The sequence below is a fragment of the Flavobacterium sp. CFBP9031 genome (genome assembly GCF_034044945.1).
GTDB lineage: Bacteria > Bacteroidota > Bacteroidia > Flavobacteriales > Flavobacteriaceae > Flavobacterium.
The window spans coordinates 393,033-417,680 of sequence record NZ_JAXCWF010000001.1; the positions used below are offsets into that span (position 1 = coordinate 393,033).

The 24,648-nt window shown below is 33.0% G+C and carries 24 protein-coding genes; 13 read left to right on the forward strand and 11 right to left on the reverse strand.

Translation table 11 applies throughout. From position 1 onward, the window contains the following. Positions 1–41: 41 nt before the first annotated feature. Positions 42–1,244: an LETM1-related biofilm-associated protein gene (locus SOM12_RS01720; RefSeq protein WP_320492174.1), complete on the forward strand. Its 1,203-nt coding sequence runs from the start codon at positions 42–44 to the stop codon at positions 1,242–1,244. 40 nt (positions 1,245–1,284) lie between these two features. Here the strand turns inward: SOM12_RS01720 and can are convergent, their stop codons facing one another. The 4 genes from can to SOM12_RS01740 form a co-directional block, all read right to left on the reverse strand. Continuing rightward, entirely contained in the window at positions 1,285–1,920 is a 636-nt protein-coding gene (can, locus tag SOM12_RS01725) for a carbonate dehydratase (protein ID WP_095928921.1), read from the reverse strand. Positions 1,921–2,035: 115 nt separating this feature from the next. Beyond that, positions 2,036–3,682, reverse strand: coding sequence for a SulP family inorganic anion transporter (locus tag SOM12_RS01730; RefSeq protein WP_320492175.1), 1,647 nt, complete (start codon positions 3,680–3,682; stop codon positions 2,036–2,038). 83 nt (positions 3,683–3,765) lie between these two features. Further along, positions 3,766–4,047, reverse strand: a complete 282-nt coding sequence (locus tag SOM12_RS01735) for a hypothetical protein (protein ID WP_253251777.1) — start codon at positions 4,045–4,047, stop codon at positions 3,766–3,768. A 122-nt stretch (positions 4,048–4,169) separates the two neighbouring features. Further along, positions 4,170–4,649: a Dps family protein gene (locus tag SOM12_RS01740; RefSeq protein WP_095928924.1), complete on the reverse strand. Its 480-nt coding sequence runs from the start codon at positions 4,647–4,649 to the stop codon at positions 4,170–4,172. Between the two features lie 107 nt (positions 4,650–4,756). Between SOM12_RS01740 and SOM12_RS01745 the strand changes: the two genes are divergently transcribed. After that, positions 4,757–5,701 (forward strand): LysR substrate-binding domain-containing protein, encoded by a 945-nt coding sequence (locus SOM12_RS01745; RefSeq protein WP_095928925.1) that lies wholly within the window; start codon positions 4,757–4,759, stop codon positions 5,699–5,701. 30 nt (positions 5,702–5,731) lie between these two features. Here the strand turns inward: SOM12_RS01745 and SOM12_RS01750 are convergent, their stop codons facing one another. Both SOM12_RS01750 and mnmD read right to left on the reverse strand, forming a co-directional pair. Continuing rightward, positions 5,732–5,929 (reverse strand): hypothetical protein, encoded by a 198-nt coding sequence (locus tag SOM12_RS01750; RefSeq protein WP_095928926.1) that lies wholly within the window; start codon positions 5,927–5,929, stop codon positions 5,732–5,734. Between the two features lie 166 nt (positions 5,930–6,095). Next, the gene (mnmD, locus tag SOM12_RS01755) at positions 6,096–6,758 is read right to left on the reverse strand and encodes a tRNA (5-methylaminomethyl-2-thiouridine)(34)-methyltransferase MnmD (protein ID WP_095928927.1); all 663 of its coding nucleotides are present in this window, start codon (positions 6,756–6,758) and stop codon (positions 6,096–6,098) included. A gap of 308 nt (positions 6,759–7,066) precedes the next feature. Here mnmD and SOM12_RS01760 point away from each other — a divergent pair, with 308 nt between their 5' ends. Then, the gene (locus SOM12_RS01760) at positions 7,067–8,137 is read left to right on the forward strand and encodes a branched-chain amino acid aminotransferase (protein ID WP_095928928.1); all 1,071 of its coding nucleotides are present in this window, start codon (positions 7,067–7,069) and stop codon (positions 8,135–8,137) included. A gap of 289 nt (positions 8,138–8,426) precedes the next feature. On the opposite strand, the gene SOM12_RS01765 is transcribed toward SOM12_RS01760, so the two are convergent. Continuing rightward, entirely contained in the window at positions 8,427–8,807 is a 381-nt protein-coding gene (locus SOM12_RS01765) for a nucleoside triphosphate pyrophosphohydrolase family protein (protein WP_057116704.1), read from the reverse strand. Between the two features lie 416 nt (positions 8,808–9,223). Between SOM12_RS01765 and SOM12_RS01775 the strand changes: the two genes are divergently transcribed. From SOM12_RS01775 to SOM12_RS01790, 4 genes are all read left to right on the forward strand, one after another. Further along, positions 9,224–10,411, forward strand: coding sequence for an SRPBCC family protein (locus SOM12_RS01775; RefSeq protein WP_320492176.1), 1,188 nt, complete (start codon positions 9,224–9,226; stop codon positions 10,409–10,411). Positions 10,412–10,490: 79 nt separating this feature from the next. Next, positions 10,491–11,033, forward strand: a complete 543-nt coding sequence (locus SOM12_RS01780; RefSeq protein WP_250836904.1) for an RNA polymerase sigma factor — start codon at positions 10,491–10,493, stop codon at positions 11,031–11,033. Between the two features lie 33 nt (positions 11,034–11,066). Next, a complete protein-coding gene (locus SOM12_RS01785) occupies positions 11,067–11,486 on the forward strand; it encodes a hypothetical protein (RefSeq protein ID WP_320492177.1) in 420 nt (139 codons plus the stop codon). Positions 11,487–11,517: 31 nt separating this feature from the next. Then, on the forward strand, positions 11,518–11,976 hold the full coding sequence (locus tag SOM12_RS01790) for a sensor of ECF-type sigma factor (protein ID WP_095928933.1): 459 nt from the start codon (positions 11,518–11,520) through the stop codon (positions 11,974–11,976). Positions 11,977–12,047: 71 nt separating this feature from the next. Here SOM12_RS01790 and SOM12_RS01795 read toward each other — a convergent pair whose 3' ends face one another. Next, positions 12,048–13,109, reverse strand: a complete 1,062-nt coding sequence (locus SOM12_RS01795) for an oxidoreductase (protein ID WP_095928934.1) — start codon at positions 13,107–13,109, stop codon at positions 12,048–12,050. A 119-nt stretch (positions 13,110–13,228) separates the two neighbouring features. On the opposite strand from SOM12_RS01795, the gene SOM12_RS01800 reads away from it, so the two are divergent. The 4 genes from SOM12_RS01800 (at position 13,229) to SOM12_RS01815 (ending at position 18,570) form a co-directional block, all read left to right on the forward strand. Then, entirely contained in the window at positions 13,229–13,669 is a 441-nt protein-coding gene (locus SOM12_RS01800; protein WP_095928935.1) for a hypothetical protein, read from the forward strand. 110 nt (positions 13,670–13,779) lie between these two features. Then, a complete protein-coding gene (locus SOM12_RS01805) occupies positions 13,780–15,108 on the forward strand; it encodes a hypothetical protein (protein ID WP_095928936.1) in 1,329 nt (442 codons plus the stop codon). Between the two features lie 132 nt (positions 15,109–15,240). Continuing rightward, on the forward strand, positions 15,241–17,220 hold the full coding sequence (locus SOM12_RS01810) for a KUP/HAK/KT family potassium transporter (protein WP_095928937.1): 1,980 nt from the start codon (positions 15,241–15,243) through the stop codon (positions 17,218–17,220). A gap of 135 nt (positions 17,221–17,355) precedes the next feature. Then, positions 17,356–18,570: an RsmB/NOP family class I SAM-dependent RNA methyltransferase gene (locus SOM12_RS01815; RefSeq protein WP_095928938.1), complete on the forward strand. Its 1,215-nt coding sequence runs from the start codon at positions 17,356–17,358 to the stop codon at positions 18,568–18,570. Between the two features lie 243 nt (positions 18,571–18,813). Here SOM12_RS01815 and SOM12_RS01820 read toward each other — a convergent pair whose 3' ends face one another. Continuing rightward, on the reverse strand, positions 18,814–19,857 hold the full coding sequence (locus SOM12_RS01820) for an AMP-binding protein (protein WP_095928939.1): 1,044 nt from the start codon (positions 19,855–19,857) through the stop codon (positions 18,814–18,816). A 4-nt stretch (positions 19,858–19,861) separates the two neighbouring features. After that, entirely contained in the window at positions 19,862–20,794 is a 933-nt protein-coding gene (locus SOM12_RS01825) for a CPBP family intramembrane glutamic endopeptidase (protein WP_095928940.1), read from the reverse strand. A 116-nt stretch (positions 20,795–20,910) separates the two neighbouring features. On the opposite strand from SOM12_RS01825, the gene arsC reads away from it, so the two are divergent. Beyond that, positions 20,911–21,255 carry an arsenate reductase (glutaredoxin) gene (arsC, locus tag SOM12_RS01830; protein ID WP_320492178.1) on the forward strand — a complete coding sequence of 115 codons (345 nt, stop codon included), beginning with the start codon at positions 20,911–20,913 and terminating at the stop codon, positions 21,253–21,255. A 91-nt stretch (positions 21,256–21,346) separates the two neighbouring features. Continuing rightward, positions 21,347–23,800 carry an outer membrane beta-barrel family protein gene (locus SOM12_RS01835; RefSeq protein ID WP_320492179.1) on the forward strand — a complete coding sequence of 818 codons (2,454 nt, stop codon included), beginning with the start codon at positions 21,347–21,349 and terminating at the stop codon, positions 23,798–23,800. 419 nt (positions 23,801–24,219) lie between these two features. On the opposite strand, the gene SOM12_RS01840 is transcribed toward SOM12_RS01835, so the two are convergent. Next, entirely contained in the window at positions 24,220–24,399 is a 180-nt protein-coding gene (locus SOM12_RS01840) for a hypothetical protein (protein WP_095928943.1), read from the reverse strand. Between the last annotated feature and the right edge of the window lie 249 nt (positions 24,400–24,648).

The window sequence follows — 24,648 nt, forward strand, 5'->3', positions numbered from 1 at the left end:
ACAAGAAAAAGGCATAGCTTTGCATCAGCAAAATTAAGTCCATGATTAACCCATCAGCACCAGGCTGGATCGATAAATTTTTTAGTGAACAGAAGTTTTCAGAAGCAATTCCTTTTGAAACTGTGGATTCGTTTTACTATAAAGTGAGAGAAACAGGGTTTATTTACGGACATATTATTGCCATAGATTCTCAAGTACCAATTCCGATAAAGGGCTGGTTTAAAACCGAAATTTCAAAAGTTGCCTTACTTAACACACTCTATCATGTCTTTTGTTTAGAGAAAAGAAATTCGGAACCTATACATTTTATTGCTGAAGTTTTAAAGTTCTATAAGCAAATGAATCCAGAAGGATTTAATTTGTTTAAAATTTTATTGCCAAAAGATACTCCTTCTCTATCTCTGGAAAACATTATTGACCAAAGAGTTCAAACGAATGATAGCATCATTAGCAAAAACTTCTCGCATTTGGTGACAAACGCTTTATTGTTTATTGATGTTCTGGCCTTTAGACAATATTTAGAGCATGGAGAAATTCCTGAAAAATATTTAAAAAGAATTGAAGAAACGGTTCTTGGAATTGTTGGTTTGGCTTTAAAAACCAAAACAGTAAAATCTCAGCATGACGATCTTTTAATTAAACTTTTTGAAGCTTCCATACGTTATTCAAAATTTTCAAAAGTTACAGTGGAGACTTTGGAGACTTTAAATCTAGAATACTTTAAAAATAGACTTGAACAGTACTATTTAATCGATATGGCCGGAATGGCTTTGTGGAGTGATGGAGTTGTAGAAAATGAAGAATCGTATTTCCTATATTCTTTAGGTTCAACAATGGGAGTTCCTGATGATTTTGTAACGCAAAGCATGGATACAACCAATACTTTTATTACAACTCACAAAAAGAAAATTCCGTACTTTAATTATTCAAATCCTGTTAAACATTTTTATGACCAAATGACGCACAGTGTAGTCAAACTAATCATACGAAACAAAAACAGATTGATTAAGGAGATTGTACAGAGCAAGGAATTGATGGTGCTGCTCGCCTATTCTACAACAAGAGATTTGGATGCGAAGGAAAAGAAAAAGGTAAAAAAACAGCTTTTGGACATTTGTAAAACCATTCCGTCGCTAACCATATTTTTACTTCCAGGAGGAAGCTTACTTCTTCCAATTCTAATTAAGTTTATCCCAACAATGCTTCCGTCTGCATTTAATGAAAATTTAGACGAAAACGAATAAAAAAAATCGCCCTTTTGAGGGCGATTTCTATTTGTATCTATTAAAGATCTAATTGGTAAACTTCGTCTAGCTCATCATTTGAAGCGATATTTACGTCTAAGTCAGTTACAAAACCAGAATTTAATCCGTAAACCCATCCATGAAGCATTAAATCTTGGCCATTTTTCCAAGCATTCTGCACAATAGATGTTTTCGCTAAATTGTAAACTTGTTCTTTAGTATTGATTTCAACAAAAGCATTAAAACGCTCTGTTTCATCTTCAATAGAGTTTAAGTATTTATCATGTAAACGATATTCATCTTTAATATGACGAAGCCAGTTATCAATAATTCCAACAGACTGATGTCCCATTGCTGCTTTTACACCTCCGCATCCGTAATGTCCACATACAATAACATGTTTTACTTTCAAAACGTTTACAGCATAATCCAGAACACTTAGCATGTTCATATCAGAGTGCACAACCATATTGGCAATGTTACGGTGAACGAAAACCTCACCTGGTTTTGCACCAACAATTTCGTTTGCAGGAACACGGCTGTCAGAACATCCAATCCATAATAAAGGTGGCGATTGTCCTTTTGCCAAATCAGCAAAATAATTAGGATCTTTTGCTAAAGAAGTTTCAACCCACTTTTTATTGTTTTCTAATAACTGCTCATAAAATTTTCTCATTTTTTTATTTTTTTGTGTGGTAATTTCTAAGTTATAATAGTCTCAAAAAATGAACTTAAATGTAAAGTTACCTAAAATTTGACATTTCATCTTCCTTAAAAACACCAATTTTTAATTATTCTCCTCTAACAACTTCTTTTTTAACCAGTTCTCTTTTTGCCACATCATAATAATGCTCAATCGTAACATGGTTACTATTTTCTGGCGTATTTTCTAATTCGTATGCTTCTTTAAATCCTTTAAGCTTCACTTTGATGTTTTCATCGATAGCTCTAGTTTCTTTAAATTCACGAATTAAATCCAAAACATCATGCGCAATATACTCCGTATCATGTGCATTGATAATTACTTTCGAATTTTCTGGAATTTCAGCCAATGTTTGTTTGATTGCCGCTTTATTTAAAAACGAAACTTCCTGCGCTAAATCAATATGAATGATATCCCCATCTTCATATTCTTCTTTCTTGAAAACGTAAGCCCTTTTCAGGTTTCCTCTAAGAACAAAAATGATACTGATAACAATTCCCAACGCAACACCTTTTAGCAAATCTGTCGCAACAACAAAGACCAAAGTTGCAATGAAAGGTACAAACTGGTATTTCCCCTTTTCCCAGAAATGCATAAAGGTTGCTGGTTTTGCTAATTTATATCCCACCAAAATCAAAACAGTAGCCAATGTTGCCAATGGAATTTTGTTTAAAATTGCTGGTATAGACAATACACTTATTAATAAAAGCACACCATGAATAATGGCAGACATTTTAGATTTTGCTCCTGCATTGTTATTTGCAGAAGATCTTACTACTACAGAAGTCATTGGCAAACCTCCTAAAAGAGCACTTACCATATTACCAACACCTTGAGCTCTAAGCTCTACATTGGTATTAGTGTAACGTTTTTGCACATCCATTCTATCAGAAGCTTCAATACACAAAAGCGTTTCAATAGAAGCGACAATGGCAATCGTAATAGCAACCACCCAAACCTGCGGATTTGTAATAGCAGTGAAGTCTGGGGTAATTATAATTGATTTAAAGTCTTCAAAAGATTTTGGAACTGGCAAAGAAACCAAATGTTCTTTTGCAATTGCCAAAGTGCTTCCTGTAGATACAAATATTTCGTTTAAAACTACTCCGGCTATAACAGCAACCAAAGCTCCAGGAACTAGTTTTATTCTTTTTAAGAAAGGAACTTTATCCCAAGCTAATAAAATTACCAATGAAACTGCTGAAATTACTACAGCTCCTAAATGAATATGATTTAAGACATCAAATAGAAATGAAAAAGAATTACTTCCATCATTTTGAATGAAAGCCTGATCTCCTTCAAAATCTGCATCATAACCAAAAGCATGAGGGATTTGTTTTAAAATGATAATAATTCCAATACCCGCTAGCATTCCCTCAATTACGTTTGTTGGGAAATAGTTCGATATACTTCCAGCCTTTAAAAATCCTAATGCTAATTGAATTAATCCAGCAATAAAAACAGACATTAAAAATACATTGAAAGCTCCTAAATCGGTAATTGCGGTTAAAATGATAGCCGTTAACCCAGCAGCTGGACCTGACACACTAATATGTGACTGGCTCAAATATCCTACAATGATACCACCCACAACACCAGCAATGATTCCAGAAAATAATGGTGCTCCAGAAGCCATTGCAATACCTAAACACAATGGAAGAGCCACCAAGAAAACCACTAAACCTGAAGCAAAATCAGATTTAAGGTTGGCAAAAAGATTGATTTTTTTTGTCATAATATAATACTAAAAAAATTATTCATTAAAGATTTACCCCATCTCGATAGAAATGCGGCTAAAGTTCGAAATAATCGGAAGTATTATGCTACGTTAGGTGGTGGAGCAAAGATGCTCGGAGAGATGTTGTCTAGTTTGACAATGTTTTCAGAAATAATCGTTTTTTTCTCGATGTAAACCGGAATCAAAACTTCATGCTCAAGAATAGTTGGATGAACTACATTTTTAAGTTCTTTATGCACTTCTTCTTCAGCAATACTAAAAGATATAGCTGTATTATTTCCTTTCTTAATCGCCTGAACAATTGTCGGGGTCGATAAGAAGGCAATAAATATGAATAATAATATGCGAGCTATATATTTCATCAAAGCAAAAATAGCGTTAAACAAATAAAATCAAAGAGATTTTCATAGAAATTTAACATAAACAAAAAAGCAGAATGCAATTTTCATTCCATTCTGCTTTTAATTATTTAAAAAACAATTATTTACAAAGTTTCTTCTAACCAAGCATTCATCATCCAAATTGTTTTTTCCTGCTCAGCAATGAAGTCACTCATCATAGAATTGGTTCCTTCATCATTAATTTCGTCAGATTTGTTCAAGATTTCTCTCTCGATTTTTAATAAATCTGATAAAGAATGAACAATTAACTGAACCGCTTTTTCATCATTAGAAATATTCTTTCCAACTGTCAATTTATTGTTTTTAATATAATCTTCAAAAGTATGCAGAGGCGTTCCTCCAATTGTCAAAACTCTTTCTGCAATCATATCTATTTTCAATTGTGCATCGGTATACAATTCTTCGAACTTTACATGTAAATCAAAGAAACGCTTTCCGCGAATGTTCCAGTGAATTCCTCTCAAATTTTGATAGTACACTTGAAAGTTTGACAATAGCACATTCAATTCTTTTACTAATAATTCTGATTCTTTTACTGGTAATCCTAAAATATTCGTCTTCATAATCTATTTTTTTACACTAATTTACTACAAATTTAGAGTAACTTTACTAAAATAAACATAAATAAAAATTATATTTTCTTATTTTTGCATCACAAATTACTATCAACATGACTATAACTCAATTGCAATATGTGTTAGCGGTGGCTGAGCATAAAAATTTCACTCTTGCTGCTGAAAAATGCTTCGTAACACAGCCAACTTTAAGTATGCAAATACAAAAAATCGAAGAAGAACTTAATATTTTAATTTTCGATAGAAGTAAAAAACCAATTCAGCTTACTGATATAGGACAGAAAATTGTAAATCAAGCTAAAAATATCGTAAACGAGGCTGATCGTATAAAAGATATTGTAGAACAGCAGAAAGGTTTTATTGGCGGAGAATTTCGTTTAGGTATTATTCCAACGATTATGCCTACGCTTCTTCCAATGTTTTTGAATAACTTCATTAAAAAATATCCGAAAGTAAAACTCTTAATCGAAGAGTTGAATACAGAGGAAATTATTCTAAAGCTAAAAAATGGACATTTGGATGCTGCGATTGCCGCAACTCCGTTAGAAGACGAAAAAATCAAAGAAATTGTTTTGTATTTTGAGCCATTCGTCGCCTATATACCAGAACACCACGCAAGTTTCCAGAAAGAAGAAATTGAAGTTGCCGACTTAAATCTGAATGAAATTCTTTTATTGCAAGACGGACATTGCTTTAGAGATGGTATTTTAAATTTATGCAAAAATGTCTCAGACGCCGACCAAAACAATTTCCAGATTCAAAGCGGTAGTTTTGAAACCTTAATTAAATTGGCAGACGAAGGCCTTGGCACAACGTTACTTCCGTACTTGCACACATTAGACTTAAAAGAATCCGACAAACTGAAGCTCCGTAATTTTAAAGAGCCAAAACCTGCTCGAGAGGTAAGTTTGATCTACCCAAAGAGCGAATTAAAAATGCAAATCATTGACGCATTACGATCTACAATTGCTGGCGTTGTAAAAGGCGCAATAGTTTTTCAGAATGTTCAAATCATTAGTCCATTACAAAAGAAAGCGTAATAAAAAAGGAGCCAATTTGGCTCCTTTCTTTTATACTTTAATTAGTTGTAGACTTTGTTTTAATTCTGGTTTTCCAACAACGAAATTAAGTAACCACTCTTGCAATTGTTCCATTTCGTAAGGTAACAGTGTTTTGATAGCTTTTTCTAACTCTTTGCAGAAAAGTATCGGATCGAAACTAACTCTTTCAAGTATTGATTTCGTGTAATCAAACATCATTTTTGACATAATAAAATAAGATTTTCGGGGGTTATCTATTTTTTTAAACTCGAGCCAAATTTAAACAAATAACTAACATAATTTCTACTTTTAACTTATTTTTTTAAAAACTTTAGCAACGAATACGTTTTCTTAAAACATATAAATCAATGTAGAATTATTCTAAATAACTCATTTAAACGTTTTTAAAGGCTCTAAACATTTCTCTTTTCCCTGGAGGCCCTGCCAATTTTTCTACAGTAAATCCAACTTCAATCATGCTTCTTTTAACAACTCCTCTGGCTGCGTAAGTTACAAGAACGCCGTTTGGCTTTAAACTGTTGTACATTTTCTGAAAAATTTCAGTACTCCAAAGTTCTGGTTGCACTCGATAACCAAAGGCGTCAAAATAAATCAAATCAAAAATTTCAAAATCGTTTATTTCGTGAAAAAATTGTTTTCTTTTGGTTAACGAGAACTGATCGCAAATTTCTATTTTTTCGTTCCATTCCGATTTATGCATTTTTTCAAAAATGTTATAAAATTCCGATGCTTCTAATTCTTCCGCATAATTCATTTCCAAAATCTCATCTGCATCTACCGGATAAGCTTCAACCCCAACATAATCGATAGCCTGCTTCTTTCTAACAGATTCTAAAAAAGTTATAAAAGCATTCAAACCCGTCCCAAAACCTATTTCCAATATACTTATCGGATTTTCAAATAACGAAAGACCGTTTTTAATAAAAACGTGCTTCGCTTCCTGAATTGCACCATGTTTAGAATGATAGCACTCATCCCACTCTGGTAAACGAATTGTAGTTGAGCCATCTAGCGTTTTAATTATTTCTCTTTTCACTTTTTTCAGAATTTTATACTAGCTTTTTATTGGTTTTCAAGCCATTTTAATAATCAAATTTAATCAAAACTAATGCGTAAAGCCTTAAAAAACCATACTTTTTTCATAAAATCTTTATAAAAAGCAATTAAATATTTGAGTTTATTATAGGATAAATAAATCTCAGTCAAAACCAGCAAATAATGAATTTTCGCCAAGTATTTTACAGATTTTTACGTAATTTTGCATTCAATAAATTCTATTTTACATGATATCATCACTTTAGATTTCTGACAGTGAAGAATATCTCACAAAAAACTTACATAACTATGAGTACAACTCAAACAAGCAAAATTGAAATCATTAAAGCTACTTCTACAAAAATAAACGAAGTAGATTTTGACAACTTAAGTTTTGGTGCTGTATTTACAGACCATTTATTCGAATGCGATTTTAAAGACGGACAATGGCAAAATCCTGTCATTAAGCCTTATGCGCCAATTTTAATGGATCCATCTTCAAAAGTCTTCCATTATGGACAAGCAATTTTCGAAGGAATGAAAGCTTATAAAGATGACAATAATGATGTTTGGTTGTTTAGACCAGATGAAAACTTTAACCGTTTTAATAAATCTGCTGTAAGAATGGCAATGCCAGAAGTTCCTGAAGCTATTTTTATGGATGGTTTAAATGAATTATTGAAATTAGACAAAGACTGGATTCAAAGAGGAAACGGAGCTAGTATGTACATTCGTCCGTTTATGATTGCTACAGGTCCTGGAGTTATCGCAAATCCTTCTGACGAATATAAATTTATGATTTTACTTTCTCCTGCAAAAGCATATTATGGAGGTGAAGTAAAAGTGATCATTGCTGAACATTTCAGTAGAGCTGCAAATGGTGGTATTGGTGCTGCAAAAGCTGCCGGAAACTATGCTGCTCAATTTTACCCAACTAACTTGGCAAACAAAGACGGCTTCCAACAAGTTATTTGGACTGATGATGCAACACACACAAAATTAGAAGAAGCGGGAACAATGAACGTTTTCTTCAGAATCAACGATACTTTATTAACAGCTCCAACAAGCGAAAGAATTTTAGATGGTGTTACCAGAAAAAGTTTGATCGCAATGGCTGAAAAAGAAGGTCTAAAAGTTGACGTTCGTCCAGTAATTGTTTCAGAATTGGTTGAAGCGGCTAAAAACGGATCTCTAAAAGAAATCTTCGGAGCAGGAACTGCTGCAGTTATTAGCGTTATCAAAGGATTCTCTTATAAAGATGAGTATTATGAAATGGCTCCAATTGAGGATTCTTATGCTTCTTTATTAAAAGAAAAATTAACTAGTCTTCAAAACAAACTTTCTGAAGATACTTTTGGATGGACAGTTAAAGTTCAATAATCCCAAAACCATATAAATAAGAAACCCGATAAATTTAGTTTTATCGGGTTTTTTATTTTGTCTATTATTAAATTTTATCGTGGAGATAAGATTAAACTCAATCTTGTCATTTCGACGAAGGAGAAATCTTCGCAAGTAGCTCGACAAAGATTGTCGATTAGCTATATGGAGTTTCTTGCGAAGATTTCTCCTTCGTCGAAATGACAAAAATGACGCAAAGCTTTGCGAACTTTGCATTTGCATAAGAACTGCTGAAAAAAAACTTAGCGTTCTTTGCGTTTAATCCTCTTTACAACAATTTCGAAAAATCAGGTTTAAAATAATTTGGGCCTTTCATCACTTTTCCGTCTTCGCGATAAATTGGTTTTCCATCTTCACCCAATTTACTCATATTACTACGTTGGATTTCATCAAAAACGGCCTCAATTTTATCTTGAAGTCCGTGCTCGATAATTGTTCCGCACAAAATATACATCATATCTCCAAGTGCATCTGCAATTTCAACCAAATCATTATTTTGAACCGCCTCGTAATACTCTTCATTCTCTTCCTTCATTAAATTATAACGAAGTAGTTTTTTCTCTGCTCCTACATCGGCAATTGGAGTTGCGCTGTGGCCAATTTTAAAAGCAGTGTGAAATTCAGTTACGGCGTCAAGTTGTTTTTTCATATAGTTGTTTTCTTTTTTTTGCTAATTTAAGTCAGTTTCTTATAAATCTGAAATTTATTGAAGGAAATGAAAAGGCAATTTAGCAGCAAATCGTTTACAAATCTTTAAATTTGCCAAAAATTTTTATAACTATGTTTAGTCAAGGTCAAATACAATTTGGAATATGTTTTTTTATCGTTTTTGTAATCATTATGATATTTGCTTATCGAAAAGATTTAAAATTACACAAAGTCTTTTATAAAGGAAATTACAAAGTACTCCTTGCCTTTCTGCTTTTCATTGTCCTTTTGTTCGTAATTAAAATATTTTTGAAAAGATAAATTATTCTGGTCGCAATAAAATAAAACCTAATCATTATGGGTTATTAGTAAGACTCATGATAAATTTATAACTTTACCAAAACCAAACAGCCTACCATGAAAATTCTAAAGTATTTATTTCTTTTTGCACTTTTAAGCTTTGTTGCTCTTACTGTTTTTGTTGCTACTCAGAAAGGGGATTTTTCTGTAGAAAGAAGTAAAGTCATCAATTCTCCTCGTACAACGGTTTATAACTACCTAAACGACTTTAGAAATTACGAAGATTTTGAATCATGGTCGGTTGAAGATCCTTCTATAAAAATGACATACGCTAATAAAACTAGCGGAAATGGTGCGACATTTTATTGGGATGGTGCTGATGGAAAAGGAAATTCTATTATTCTTAAAACAAAAGATGGCGAAAGCATTGACCAAAAAATGCAATTTGACGGTACTGAAGCTGATGTAAACTGGACTTTAAAAGATACTTTGAACGGAAAAACAAAAGTTACCTGGAAAGGAAAAGGAACAATGAGCTTTCTGTTTAAAATTTATACCGCATTACATGGAGGTTCAGACAGAGTTATAGGAACTATCTACGAAAAAAGTTTGGCTAATATTGACAAAAATTTAGATTACGAAACGAAAACTTACGCCGTTACAGTAGACGGAGTGGTTAAGAAAACAGAAACACCTTATATAAAACAGACTTTTACTAGTGAGATTGCCAAAGTAAGCAAAAATGCTAGGATTGTAATTCCGAAGCTTATTCACTTTAGTGAAACAAATGGCTTAGCAGCAAGCGGAAAACCATTCATTATTTATCACACGTACGACACTAAAACAGGTTTGGCAAAGATTTCAATTTGTTTGCCTATTAATAAAGAAATTTCAACTAGTTCAGGAAGTGATATTTTAGCAGGGAAATTAAATGGTTTTGATGCTGTAAAAACAACTCTTAACGGAGATTACTCTCATAGAAACGAAGCAATTGCAAAAACAACGGCTTACATTAACAACCAAAAAATTATTCCAGATTTGAGCTGGTCTCATCTTGAAATCTTAACGTTGAGCAAATTGGACGTAAAAGCTTCTTCAAAATTGGTGACTGAAATTTATTTCCCAATAAAACCAAAAGTAGTTCCTGTTACCACTGAGCCGACTTATAGCCCAGAAAGCACTAGCGAAACCACAAGCGAGCCACATACAGAACAACCACGCGCAGAGCCAGTAAAGCGTAAACCAGCGGCTCCTGCCCCTGCCCCAACACAAACACCGGCACAAGAAGAAGATTCAGAATTTTAAATAATTTTAAAGGCGCATTAAACCTTTTACATTAAATTCTGTCTAACTTCTATTAAAGAAAGTTTACAAAACAAAAACTTTGATAGACGAGAAAGAATTTATAAAAGAATTATTAAGTCCCGAAACGCAAAATACTGCGTTTCAAAAACTCTTGTCCGATTATCAGAGACCTTTGTATTCTCATATTCGAAACATTGTTTTGAATCATGATGATGCCGACGATGTTTTACAGAACACTTTTGTAAAAGTCTTTCAAAATCTTAAAAACTTTAAAGGAGAAAGTAAACTTTTTTCCTGGATGTATCGCATTGCTACCAATGAAGCTTTGACTTTTTTATCGCAAAAAGCAAAATTAAGCGGAATTTCATCTGAAGATCTGCAGAATAAAACGATCGATAATTTAAAAGCAGATCTTTATTTTGATGGAGATGAAATTCAAATCAAACTTCAAAAAGCAATTGTAACACTTCCAGAAAAACAGCAATTAGTTTTCAAAATGAAATATTTTGAGGAATTGAAGTATGAAGAAATCGCAGAAATCTTAGGAACATCTGTTGGAGCTTTAAAAGCTTCTTATCATCACGCAGTAAAAAAAATTGAATTATATGTTACATCAAATTAAACCTTTTGTAACAAAAACTATCTTATAAGTATCATGAAAACATTTAAATTAGAAAACGAACCCAAAATAAAATCTGGTTTTAAAACTCCAGACAATTATTTTGATCATTTTTCAGAGAAGGTTTTACAGCAATTAGACGAAAAAGAAGTTAAAGTAATTCCTTTTTACAAACGTAACAAAACAATCTCTCTAGCGGCCGCTGCAGTAATTGGTTTTGCATTATTAATACCGATCGTAAATAATTATAAAGCCAGTTCAAACGAACTTGACGAAGCTACTTTAGAAACTTATTTATCTTATCACTCCAATATCAGCCAATATGATTTAATTCAGACCTTAGACGACAGTGATATAGAAAAATTAGGCAACGATGTCACTTTAGAAGACGAAACACTAGAAGATATTTTAGCTACAAGTCCGAACTTAGAACACTTAATTTCAGAACAAAATTAAATCAAACTTAACTCAACAACTTAGCTTAACAATGAAAATAAAAAACATTTTACCACTCCTGCTATTTCTGATAAGTTTTTCAATTTTTGCCCAAAGCGGAAAAATTGATGAAAAGCGAGAAAAAATTAAAGCTTTTAAAGTGTCATTTTTAACAACAGAATTGGAATTAACTTCAACTGAAGCAGAAAAATTCTGGCCTATTTATAATGCTTATGACGATAAGCAATATGAATTAAAGTATTTGAAAATGAAGACTTATCTGAGACAATTAAAAGATGATAATCTTAAAAATCTTTCAGATAAAGAAGCGGCAACGTTATTATCTCAAATCGAAAGTACTGATAAAGAAATATATCAGCTTCGTGAAAAATACATGAGCAGTCTGAAAAAAGTACTTCCTGCAAAGAAGATACTTTTACTTAAAAAATCAGAAGACGATTTTAATCGAAAACTATTGCAGCAATATCGAGATAAAGGCAATAAAGACTAGACTTAAAGAAACAACAGCGATAAGAACCCTATATAATAATACTTACTTTATTATTTAGGGTTCTTATTTTTTTATTTAAAATTCAATCGAACTACTTTATTATGTCCTGCTGCGATAGCAGTATTTCTATTCACAAAACGAATGGTGAAGAATTTGGTGTCTGTAGAAAGCTGCATCCAGTTTTCTCCTCCATTTTGAGAATATTGTATTCCTTCTGAACCTACACAAACAATTTCTCTTCCATTGCCTCCTGGAACATATTGAATACATGACGCATAACCAAATCCCATATTCTGACCAATTAATTGCCAAGTCTTCCCGCCATCTTTTGTAAAAGCCTTATTATTGGCTTTATTATTAGGAAGATCATAATCTCCTCCTGCAATAAAACCTTGCTTAGAATCGTAGAAATCGGCAGTAAAAATTCCTGTCATTTGTTTCCCTTGCACGATTGGAGTTTCTACAACTTTCCACGTTTTTGCTTTATCTGGAGAATAAAAAACACGCGCTTTTTTTCCGCCCGATACCAACCATGTATCGTTTCCTTTTATAACAATATTGGTATTACTCGCTGCAAAAGCAGCTTCTCCAGTGCTATTTGTTGGTAATTTATCAGACAATAATTTTGTCCAAGTTTCTCCGCCGTCGCGAGTAACTATAATAGAGAAAGTATCCTCTGTCGGGTCACCAATTGCAATTCCTTCCTTATCGTTCCAAAACTGCATGCTATCATAAAATACTTTCGGATTAATTTCTTTATAAACCAATTTAACTTTGCGGTCTTTTTTTGAAACGGAATAAAGAAGTGCTGGATTTGCCACACTCAACAAAAAAATATCTTTTGATGTTTGCGCTATACTTCTAAATTCTAATTTAAGTGTATCACGGTAAATATGTTCTTCAAATTTCTCGTTTTTATCCAAATCATAATAACCAAAACGAGAATTATCTGCCCCGTACCAAACTTTATTTTTATCAATAAGAATTGCTCTAATACTAATTCTGTCTTTAAACAATGTATCTATTGTCATTGATGTAAAGCCATTATTATAAACAATATCAGTTTTATAATTAAATGTCCTAAAAGACATCAGCAAAATAAAAATAACACAAAATAAAGCGAGTTTTTTCATAGGAAATTTAAAATTTGGTTAACGCTAAAATACGATTATTTATAAAATTTCAAAATCATTCTATATTCTTTTCTGGCATGGTAATTGTTTTCTTACAAAATACATTTAACAAGTAAAATATGAAAAATATATTATTTATAGGGATTTTTATACTACTAGTAAATTCCACTTACGCCCAAAAAGTAAATGTTTACGCTAAAAACTCTTATGTAGAAAACAATTTAGACTTAAATGCTGTTTCTATGATATTTTCTCAATCTGTAGACGCGGCAGATTTTGAAACAAGATTAAATTATCCTGATGAACGAATCTCAAACTTAGATTTAAATAATGATGGAAAGGTTGATTATTTAAGAGTTACAGAAAAAATTCAAAACAATATTAAAATCATCATCATTCAATCGGAAATAAAACCAAACATATTCGAAGATGTGGCAACCATTAATATTATCATGACTTCTAAAAATACAGGCTACAGTAACGATCCTGGTATTCGACCAAAAGATATTATTATTCCATTTGTATTTACAGTTTTAGACGTATTTCTCCATAGACGATAACAAAAAAAAGATACTGATAACCAAGAAACTAAACTCATAATTATCTTGAATAAATTTTATGGCACAGTAATTGGATATCTCAGAATATTAATCTTCAATATGATTTTATCATGAAAGCGAAATTACTTTTACTAGCCCTATTTGCATTAGGAATTAGTTCGTGCCAAGCCCAAGCTGGAGCTACTGTTTATGCAAAAAACTCAGATATAAGCGATAACTTAGATTTAAGAGCTGTTGCTTCGATGTTTGGAGAATCAGCTAACCTTCAAGATTTTGAAAGACGTTTAAATGATCCTAAATATCAAATATCAAACTTAGACCTTAATGGTGATAACGAAGTAGATTATCTTCGCGTTATTGAGAGTGTAGAAAACAGAACACACGTTGTTATTATCCAAGCCGTTTTAGATCGTGATGTTTACCAAGACATTGCAACTATCGATGTGGAGAGAGACAATTACAACAAAGTAAGTGTTCAGATTGTAGGAAACACTTATTTATACGGAGCAAATTATATTTATGAGCCCGTTTATAGTGTGGTTCCTGTTATTTACACTTCGTTTTGGGTAACAAATTACAGACCTTATTATTCAACTTGGTACTGGGGCTATTATCCAACGTATTACACAGCGTGGACACCTTACCCTGTTTACAGATACAGAAACAACGTAAATGTATGCATCAATGTACACAATACATACAATTATGTAAATGTGAGAAGAAGCTATAGAGCTTCTGCTATTTACGAAACAAGACGTACTTATGGTTACGAAAGAATGCGTCCGAATTATAGTTTTGCGGAAAGACATGCTAACACAACAAATCGATACGAATTAGATCAAAGACGTGTTGTAAGCAGAGAAACTAACAGAAATACGTACAATACAAACAGAAATAACAGTGGCAGAACAACATCTAACAATGGAGTTTCTAACAGAACATATGCTGATAACAGAAGCAGTACAAATAGACCTTCTGTCGACAGAAGCAATAATGGCAATGGAAACAGCAACAGAGGCTACAATTCTACAGGCAGAAGCACTGAAAATGTAAATACTCAAAGAAGCGCAACTCGTGATTATTCTAATAGTACGAATAATACTCCAAGAGCTGAAAGCACTCCGAGAGCACAAAATTCTCAGAGAGTAGATTATGGTAGCAATAATTCTTCTAGCACATCAAGAGGTAACTCAAGCCGTGAAACATCTGCTCCAAGAGCTGAAAGAAGTACTAGAAGCTACTCAGAGAATCAATCTAGCAGTTCAAATAGAGATTATTCAGCTAGACCACAGCAAAGTCAGCGTTCAGAATCTCCAAGAATGAGCCAAGAAGCTTCTAGACCAAGTCAAGAATCTCCAAAAATGAGCCAAGAATCTAGAGGCGGACAAAGCCAAAGAGAAAGCAGCTCGAATTCTAGAGGAAACGGAAGACGAGGTTAATTTTCCAAATAAATAATATTCAAAAACAGAAGCACAATTTTACGATTGTGCTTTTTTTTATCTTTTTAATTTTAAATGCCTCTAATTTGTTTTAAAACAGTAAATTTGCAACCGTCTTTTTATAAAATTAACATGAGCGCATCGCATAAAAACTTACATAGTAAGTTGTCTATTGGGGGTTTATTAATTACTTTAGGGATTATTTATGGAGATATTGGAACATCTCCATTGTATGTAATGAAGGCTATATTAGGCGATCACACGATAAATGCTGATATTGTTTTAGGTGGTATCTCTTGTGTGTTCTGGACCTTAACATTACAAACTACAATTAAATATGTACTTATTACTTTAAGTGCTGACAACCACGGTGAAGGAGGAATTTTTGCCTTATATGCATTAGTCAAAAAAACAAAAATTCAATGGCTCATAGTACCCGCCATTATTGGAGGTAGCGCCCTACTCGCTGACGGAATTATAACTCCGCCTATTTCGATTTCATCTGCTGTAGAAGGAATTAGAGCTTTCTACCCGACGATGGAAACACAAACCATTGTGTATATCGTAATTACAATTTTATTCGTTTTATTCACTATTCAGCAGTTCGGAACTAAATTGGTTGGTAAATTCTTTGCCCCAATGATGTTAATCTGGTTTGCAATGCTGGGTACTTTAGGAACAATTCAGGTTCTGAATTATCCAGAGGTAATTAAAGCGATCAATCCTTACTACGCTTATCATTTATTATCGATACACCCTGATGGTTTCTTCGTTCTTGGTTTTGTATTCTTATGTACAACTGGAGCCGAGGCTTTGTATTCTGACATGGGACACTGCGGAAGAAAAAACATCAGAATTAGCTGGATGTTTGTAAAAACGACTTTAGTTTTAAACTATTTCGGACAAGCAGCTTATTTGATTCACCATGAAGGAAGCACATTACAGCAATTAGGAGGCGAAAACGGAAATCCGTTTTACTTAATTATGCCACATTGGTTTTTACCATTCGGAATTGTAGTTGCAACTCTTGCAGCCGTAATTGCATCTCAGGCACTTATCTCTGGCTCGTTTACTTTGATCAATGAAGCAATGCGTCTGAACTTCTGGCCAAAAGTAAAAATCAAATATCCTACAGAGGTAAAAGGACAATTATATATTCCGTCAATCAACTGGTTATTGTTTTTTGGCTGTGTCGGAATCGTTTTACATTTTGAGAAATCTGGAAACATGGAGCATGCTTATGGTCTTGCGATTATTTTGTGTATGATCATGACAACGATTCTCTTAAACTACTACTTAATCATGAAACGCGTAAAACTGTACTTCATGGTACCGTTGATCACAATTTATTTATTGATTGAGTTCAGTTTCCTTTTCGCTAATATTACCAAATTTGCAGAAGGTGGTTATGTAACTTTAATCATTGCAAGTATGCTGATTTCTGTTATGACAATCTGGTACTTGGCTAAGAAAATCAACAAAAACTATACAAAAGTCGTTAAGGTTGATGATTACAAACAAGTTTTGGTAGAGTTAAGCCAAGATTTATCTATTCCAAAATATGCTACGCATTTGGTTTATATGACAAACGCAAATCGTGTAGATGAACTAGAGGAAAAAATCATTTATTCTATTCTTCAAAAGCGCCCGAAAAGAGCCGATATTTATTGGTTTGTTCATGTGAATATCTTGACTGAACCATATAAAACGCAATATAAAGTAACAGAGATTGCTAAAGACGATATCTACAGAATTGACTTTAATTTAGGTTTTAGAGAGCCTACCAAGATAAATTTGATGTTTAGAGAAGTTATCAAAGATATGGTAAAACGTGGTGAAGTTGATATTACGAGCCGTTATGAATCTTTGAATAAAAACAATATTATTGGGGACTTTAAATTTGTATTGTCTGAGAAATTCTTATCAAATGACAACGATTTAAGATGGCATGAAAACATTATCATGAATTCTTATTTCTTCATCAAAAAACTGAGTTTGTCTGAAGAAAGAGCTTTCGGTCTGGACAGCAGCTCTGTTAAGATAGAGAAATTCCCAATGGTGCTTCATGCTCCAGAAAATATTGGATTAACGCGTATTATTTCGAAAGAATAAAAAGCTTAACAATAATTTCAAAAACACTCTAATTTAGAGTGTTTTTTTCATTTAGTGAAAGTCTGAAGTAAGATTCAGTATTAAAAATTTAACTTTCAATCAATTAATAGTACCTTTGCAACTCAAATTATAGAAATGAGATTACACAGAAATTTAGTTTATACTACCATTGACTCTTTAAATGCAATTTTCAACGAAGGAGAATATGCTGATAAAGTGGTAGCAAGAGCATTAAAAAAAGACAAACGTTGGGGAAGTTCTGACAGGAAGTTTGTTGCTGAAACCATATACGAAATTGTTCGCTGGAAACGATTATACGCTGAAATTGCCGAAGTAAAAGAACCTTACGACAGAGATAATCTATGGAGAATGTTTGCCGTTTGGGCTGTTTTACGCGGCTATCCAATTCCAGATTGGAGACAATTAGAAGGAACTCCTGAAAGAAAAATAAAAGGCCGTTTTGACGAATTATCTAAGACTAGAGCTATCAAAGAATCTATTCCGGATTGGATGGATGAATTGGGCGTAAAAGAACTTGGAGAAAAAGCTTGGGCAAAAGAAATTGCAGCGCAAAATCAGCCGGCAAAAGTTATTCTTAGAACCAATACTTTAAAAGGCACTAAAGAAAACCTTCGAAATACTTTAATGGATTTAAATATTGAAACAGAATATTTAAAAGACCAGCCAGAAGCTCTTGTTTTAAAAGAAAGAGCCAATGTATTTTTGACAGATGCCTTTAAACAAGGACTTTTTGAAGTTCAGGATGCCAACTCTCAATTAGTTGCAGGATTTTTGGATGTAAAACCAGGAATGCGTGTAGTTGACACTTGTGCTGGTGCTGGAGGAAAAACTTTGCACATGGCTTCTTTAATGGAAAATAAAGGGCAATTGATCGCAATGGACTTGTACGAAAGCAAATTGAAACAATTGAAATTAAGAGCAAAAAGAAATGGCGCTTTTAATATCGAATACCGCATTATTGACAGCACAAAAGTGATCAAAAAATTACACGAAAAAGCAGATCGTGTTTTAATTGACGCACCTTGTAGCGGATTAGGAGTTTTGAAAAGAAACCCAGATTCTAAATGGAAATTACAACCTGAGTTTATTGATAATATCCGTAAGGTTCAGAGTGAAGTTTTAGAAAGCTATTCTAAAATTGTAAAACCAGGCGGAAAATTGGTTTATGCAACTTGTTCTGTTCTTCCATCAGAAAATCAAGAGCAAGTAGAGAAGTTCTTAAAAACAGAAATCGGACAACAATTTACTTTTATTGAAGATCGTAAAATGCTGGCTTCAGAATCTGGTTTTGATGGATTTTATATGGCACTTTTGGAAAGAAAAAAATAAATTCCAAATTCCGATTTATTTCGGAATACTCAATATTAAAATTCCAAATTCCAATCTTAAAACTTGGAATTTGGAATTTTTTATTTTTTCTAATCCCATATAACTTTGTCATTTCGACGTAAGGAGAAATCTTCGCAAGTAGCTCCGCTCCAATAAGCAAATCTTTGTGGAGTTTCTAGCGAAGATTTCTCCTTACGACGAAATGACAAAATTGCGAAACCTTGGAATTTAAAAGATTAGTATTTAATCTTGTAAAGTAGGTTTTCGCAACAACTTACCATTTTCATTTTCTTTGAATTTTGAAACAAAAACTATCTCTTTTGGTTTTTCATATTTACCTAAAACATCAAAAAAATCAGGTTCAAACTCTTGTTTTTCTCCTTCGATAACCAAAACTAATTTTTCTCCTAAAGTGGTATCTGGAAGTCCAGTAACAAAAAATCTGCTGTTTATTTTTCCAATCAATTTCGCTTCAATCTGTTCTGGAATCAACTTTACTCCTCCACTATTGATTACATTATCTATTCGTCCTAAAAATTTAAACTGCTGTTCATTCAACAATTCAACCAAATCATTAGTCACAATTGGTTCATCTGATATTGTAGCCACATTGATAACCAAACATTGGCGATCATCTTGAGAAATTTTTACATTTGGAAGAATCGAAAAAACAGAATCGCCTAAACGTTTCGCAGCAATATGCGTAATGGTTTCAGTCATTCCGTATGTTTCATAGATTTCCGTTTTAAGTGGCAACAATTTCTCCTCTAAAGCCGAATCTAATTTAGCACCTCCAATAATCAACTTACGAACTTTAGACAATCCAGCAATAGAATTTTGAACTTGAAGCGGAACCATTGCTACAAAATCATAAGTCGTTGTATTTAATTCCAGCGGATGAAGACTTGGTGAGACAACATCTAATTCTAAACCTAAAATTAAACTTCTTACCAGCATCATTTTTCCAGCAATAAACTGCGTTGGAAGGCACAACAACGCTTTATCTCCTGGTTTTAAATCAAAGAAATCTCCAGTTGCAAGCGCTGACTGTATCATGGCTTGTTTTTTCAGCCTAACTAATTTTGGCAGGCCTGTTGTACCAGAAGTAGTCATTTCGATATAATCCTTTTTATCAAACCAATCCAAAAAGAACTCCCCTATTGATTGTTCGTAGGCATCTCCTTCTTTGATAAAACTATAAGCGATACGGCACAGATCTTTCGCATTTAAATGATATCCATTTAATTTGAAATAATTGTGAACGTTATTTTGAGTTAAGTTTTGCATATTCTTAAGCTTTTAATTCGACATGATTAATATTTCCCGTTAGCTTTTCTTTCCAATTTGTCCAACCGTATTTTTTACTAAAAATAAAAAGCAGAAGAGGATAAATAACCACAACTGGCAGAATAACATCGATTCCCGCCGAAGGTTCTGAAAGATCTTTAAATATAGAATTCGTTTGAAAAACAGTCCAATCTGATGTAACCAACAAAGCTCCCACAAGATTGTTTGCAGCATGGAATCCAAGCGCAAGCTCCATTCCTTCATCCATCAAAGTTATAACTCCTAAAAACAATCCTGTTCCTATGTAATAAATCATTATAATATTTCCCATTTTACCAACTTCTGGATTAGTCCAATGCATTGAACCGAATATAACAGAAGTCATTAGGAGCGGAAACCATCTGTTCTGCGCTAAATTGGCAAATCCTTGCATTAAATATCCTCTAAAAACATATTCTTCTGTAGTTGTCTGAATCGGAATTAAAATGCAACCTAAAATTACTAATACTAAAAAAGGAATCAATTTAAATTGCAACACAAATTGTTCCGGAGCTCTTAAATAGACAAACAAAAAACTAAGCAGTGAAAAAAATGTCCACACAAAAAAAGAAAACCAAATTCGATTCCAATCTACTCTAGATCTTGAAGTGGTGACTGACAATAAGGTTTGATGATGAATAAATTTTACAACAAAATAAATTCCTGCAAACGCAAAAACAAACGAAATCATGACCAGAAAAAGCGTCGTATTCGACTCGAACATGTTCATAACACCCTCGTTAGTTGTTGGAAAAGCGATGTGCTCGGTAAATGTTTTATAAAACACAGCTGCTGTAATTGGAAGTTGGCCAACAAAAGACGCTGAAATAATAAAGACAGATCCTAAAAGATATTTCCAAAATTTATTTTCAGGTTTAATCCCTTGCTCTAAAAACATAAATTTAAAATTTTAAAAAATGAGAATTCAAATTCGATAAGTTAATCTTACTTTTGATATTGCTAAAATACCCCTTTTTTATTGTAAGAATATTTGAAACGTTTAAATATAACAAAATGATACAAATTTACCATAATCCGAGATGCGGAAAATCAAGAAACTGCCTAGCTTTTATCGAAAAATCGAATCAAGATTTTGAAATCATTCCTTACTTAACCGAAACTCCAACTTTTGATCAGTTAAAAACACTATTAGTACAGTTAAATCTTGAACCAATTCAGCTTATCAGAACTAAAGAAAAAATCTGGATTGAAAATTTTAAAGGTAAGACTCTAAGCAATGATGAGATCATTAATGCGATGGTAGAAAATCCTATTTTAATCGAGCGTCCAATTGTTGTAAAAGACGGAAAAGCCATCATTGGACGTGACCCAGAATTGGTCGCTTCTTTTTTAGATTGATTCTAAAATATCCTATTAACATTTTTTTGTGATTTCTCTCTTTAAACCAAAAACTACATTTGCCGTCTAAAGGAATAAAGAAAACCAGAAAATGAAAAAAATCAAATTTGCAGTATTGCTTGTATTCTTGTTTACAAGTTTTTACAATTACTCTCAACAAGGAGGCCCAGGTGGCAAGAATAAAGTAAAAGTCACCGGGAAAGTTTTCGAGAAAGTAAGCAAACAGCCCTTAGAATATGCTACTATTTCGATTACTGCTCCAAACGATACAAAAGTTGTCGCTGGAGGCATCACAAATCCAAAAGGAGAGTTTGAGGTTGCTGTTGCGCCTGGAACTTACGATATTAAGGTTGAATTTATTTCATTTAAACCAACTGAAATTAAGGCAAGAAGCATTCAGGATGACACCAATTTAGGCGTAATAAATCTATCCGAAGATGCAGCGCAGTTAAATGAAGTTGTTGTTCGAGCTGAAAAATCGACAGTTGAGATTAAATTGGACAAAAAAGTTTACAATGTCGGTCAAGATATGATTGTAAAAGGCGGAAGCGTGAGCGATGTTTTAGACAACGTTCCGTCTGTTTCTGTTGATACAGAAGGAAATGTAAGTTTAAGAGGAAGCGACAATATTCGTATCTTAATTGACGGAAGACCTTCGCAAGCTATAAACATGGCAGAAGCTTTAAGACAACTGCCTGCAGATGCAATTGATAAAGTAGAAGTTATTACGAATCCATCGGCGCGTTATGATGCAGAAGGTGGTTCTGGAATTATCAACATTATTCTTAAAAAAGGTAAAAACCAAGGCTTCAACGGAACTTTTATTGCTTCAACAGGTTTGCCAGAAACTTACGGTTTAAGCGGTAATTTGAACTATAAAACAGAAAAGTTAAACTATTTCACTACTGCTGGTTACAATTATAGAACTACAGAAGGAGCAGGAAAAACAAATTCCGAATACCTTAATCCAGACGGAACAATAAAAAGCTACTTAGACGAAGACCGCGATACACAACGTATTAGAAAAGGTTTTAACGGAAGAGCCGGTGTAGAATGGACCATAACTCCATCTACATTTTGGACCAATGCGATCAATTACCAAAAAAATTCTGGTGACGATAGAGATTTGATCAACTACTACAACTACGATGCTGCTCAAAATTTTACAGGAACAACATTTCGTTTAAACAATGCAGATACTGGAAGTGAAAACTTTGAATATACTTCTAATTTGATTAAAAACTTCAACGATAAAGGACATAAACTTACCGCAGATTTTTCTATTTCAAGAAATACAGACGATAGCAATAGTACAATCGAAGATTCTCCTAGATTTGATACAACTTTAAACGATCAAGTTCAGAAACAAGTTCTTTTTCAAGCAGACTATGTATTGCCATTAGGAAAAGGCGGACAGTTTGAAGCGGGTTATAAAGGAAGTTTTGGAGATCTGAATAACGAATATTTTGTAACAGATGATCAAGGCGTAAAAAATCCTAATTTATCAAACACCTTAGAGTACAAAGAAAACATCAATGCGCTTTACACGCAATATGGTTTCAAAGCAAATAAGTTTTCTTATTTATTTGGTTTAAGATGGGAAGACACAGACATTCATGTTAACTTATTAGACAACAGCGATTTCAATACTAAAAAATACAATAACTTATTTCCAAGTGCTTTTGTTAGTTACGAAATCTCAGATCAGAGTAATTTCTCGGCAAGCTACAGTAAACGTTTAACTAGACCTAGAGGTCGTTTCATGAATCCTGCTGTAAACTATGCAAGTAACATTAATATCTTTCAAGGAAATCCAGACTTAGATCCTTCTTTAACAGATAAATATGATATTGGCTATATTAAAAAATGGGATAAAGTAACTTTTAATACATCTGCCTATTTTGAAGACACAAAAGACGTTTTCAGCTTCGTACGATCTCCTACGGGTGATGAAGTTAATGGAATCCCAGTTATCAAAAGCCAGCCTATTAACTTAGGAAAAGAACAAAAATTTGGTTTCGAATTTACATTTAATTACACTCCATACAAATGGTGGAAATTAAACAGTAACTTCAACTTTTTTAATGTAAAAACAACTGGAGAACACAGTTATACAGACACACAAGGAAACGAGATTGTTCAAAATTTAGACAATCAGGCTAATTCTTGGTTTGCAAGAGTAAACTCTAAAGTAACGTTACCATACAAAATTGACTGGCAGTTAACAGCAATGTACAACGGAGAGCAAAAAACAGCTCAAGGTAAAAACTTAGGCCAATTCGGAATGAATACAGCTTTCAGTAAAGATGTTATGAAAGACAAAGGAACTATTGCATTCAATATTAGCGATGTTTTCAATTCAAGAAAAATGAGATCTTACACCTACTTAGACAATGTAAATTCATATAGCGAATTCCAATTCCGTAAACGTCAGTTTAATTTATCTTTCACTTACCGTTTCAACAAACCTAAAAGCGAAAGAGACAAAAATGCACAGCCAAGAAACGACGGTGGCGGAGAAGGTGGCGGAGAATTTCCGGGTTAACATATGTTAAATTCCAATATCAAAAATTCCAAATTCCAATTATAATTGGGATTTGGAATTTTTTATTTTAAGCCTACTTCTTAGCTGTCTAACTTTGTCAAAGTTTTAAACTTTGACAAAGTTCTAAACTCAAAGTATAGAAATTTGGAATTTAGTCAAATAGATAGCGTAAAAGAGAAATAAATCTCCATAAGAAACTCCTCAACGAAAGTCCAATCTTTGTCGAGCTACTGACAGAGATTTCTCCCTTTGGTCGGAATGACAAAAATGAGCAGAATAACTTTAGTTTTAAACTTTGACACAAATCTAAACGCAAAGTATTGGAATTTGGAATTTCTCCCAAGGCTTCGGGATTGGAATTTCCTTTTTTTTGTGCAAAAAAAAAGAACCCTAGTGGGTTCTTTTCTTATGACATCAATCTAATATTTAATAGATTGTTCTTCTTGTCTTTTTCTGGCTCTTTTTTCTTTGATCATTTCCCAGCTTGCTCCCGTAACCCAATAAGATACGAAACCAACCAAGAAAAACATTAACCAAAACCCTATAGTTAGAATGGTTAAGAAAAGTAAAAAGCCTAAGTACTGTGAAAATTCAAACATGTTTTCCGGAATTTTTGAATGTTACGACAAATGTAGGGTATATATTTTTTCTCAGCAATAAAATCTAAATCAATTTTCGTTAAATAACATTTATACGTATATTTATACTCATTTTAAATAAGCTTTTTTTGAACTTGAAGTCCTTTGAAATAAAGAGCTCAGACAATTGTAATAATTTTCAGGAGCTATTCCTGCTGTCCGCTGTATTCCCGATAAACAAAAACTACGGCTAAAAAGCCTTGTTTTTCT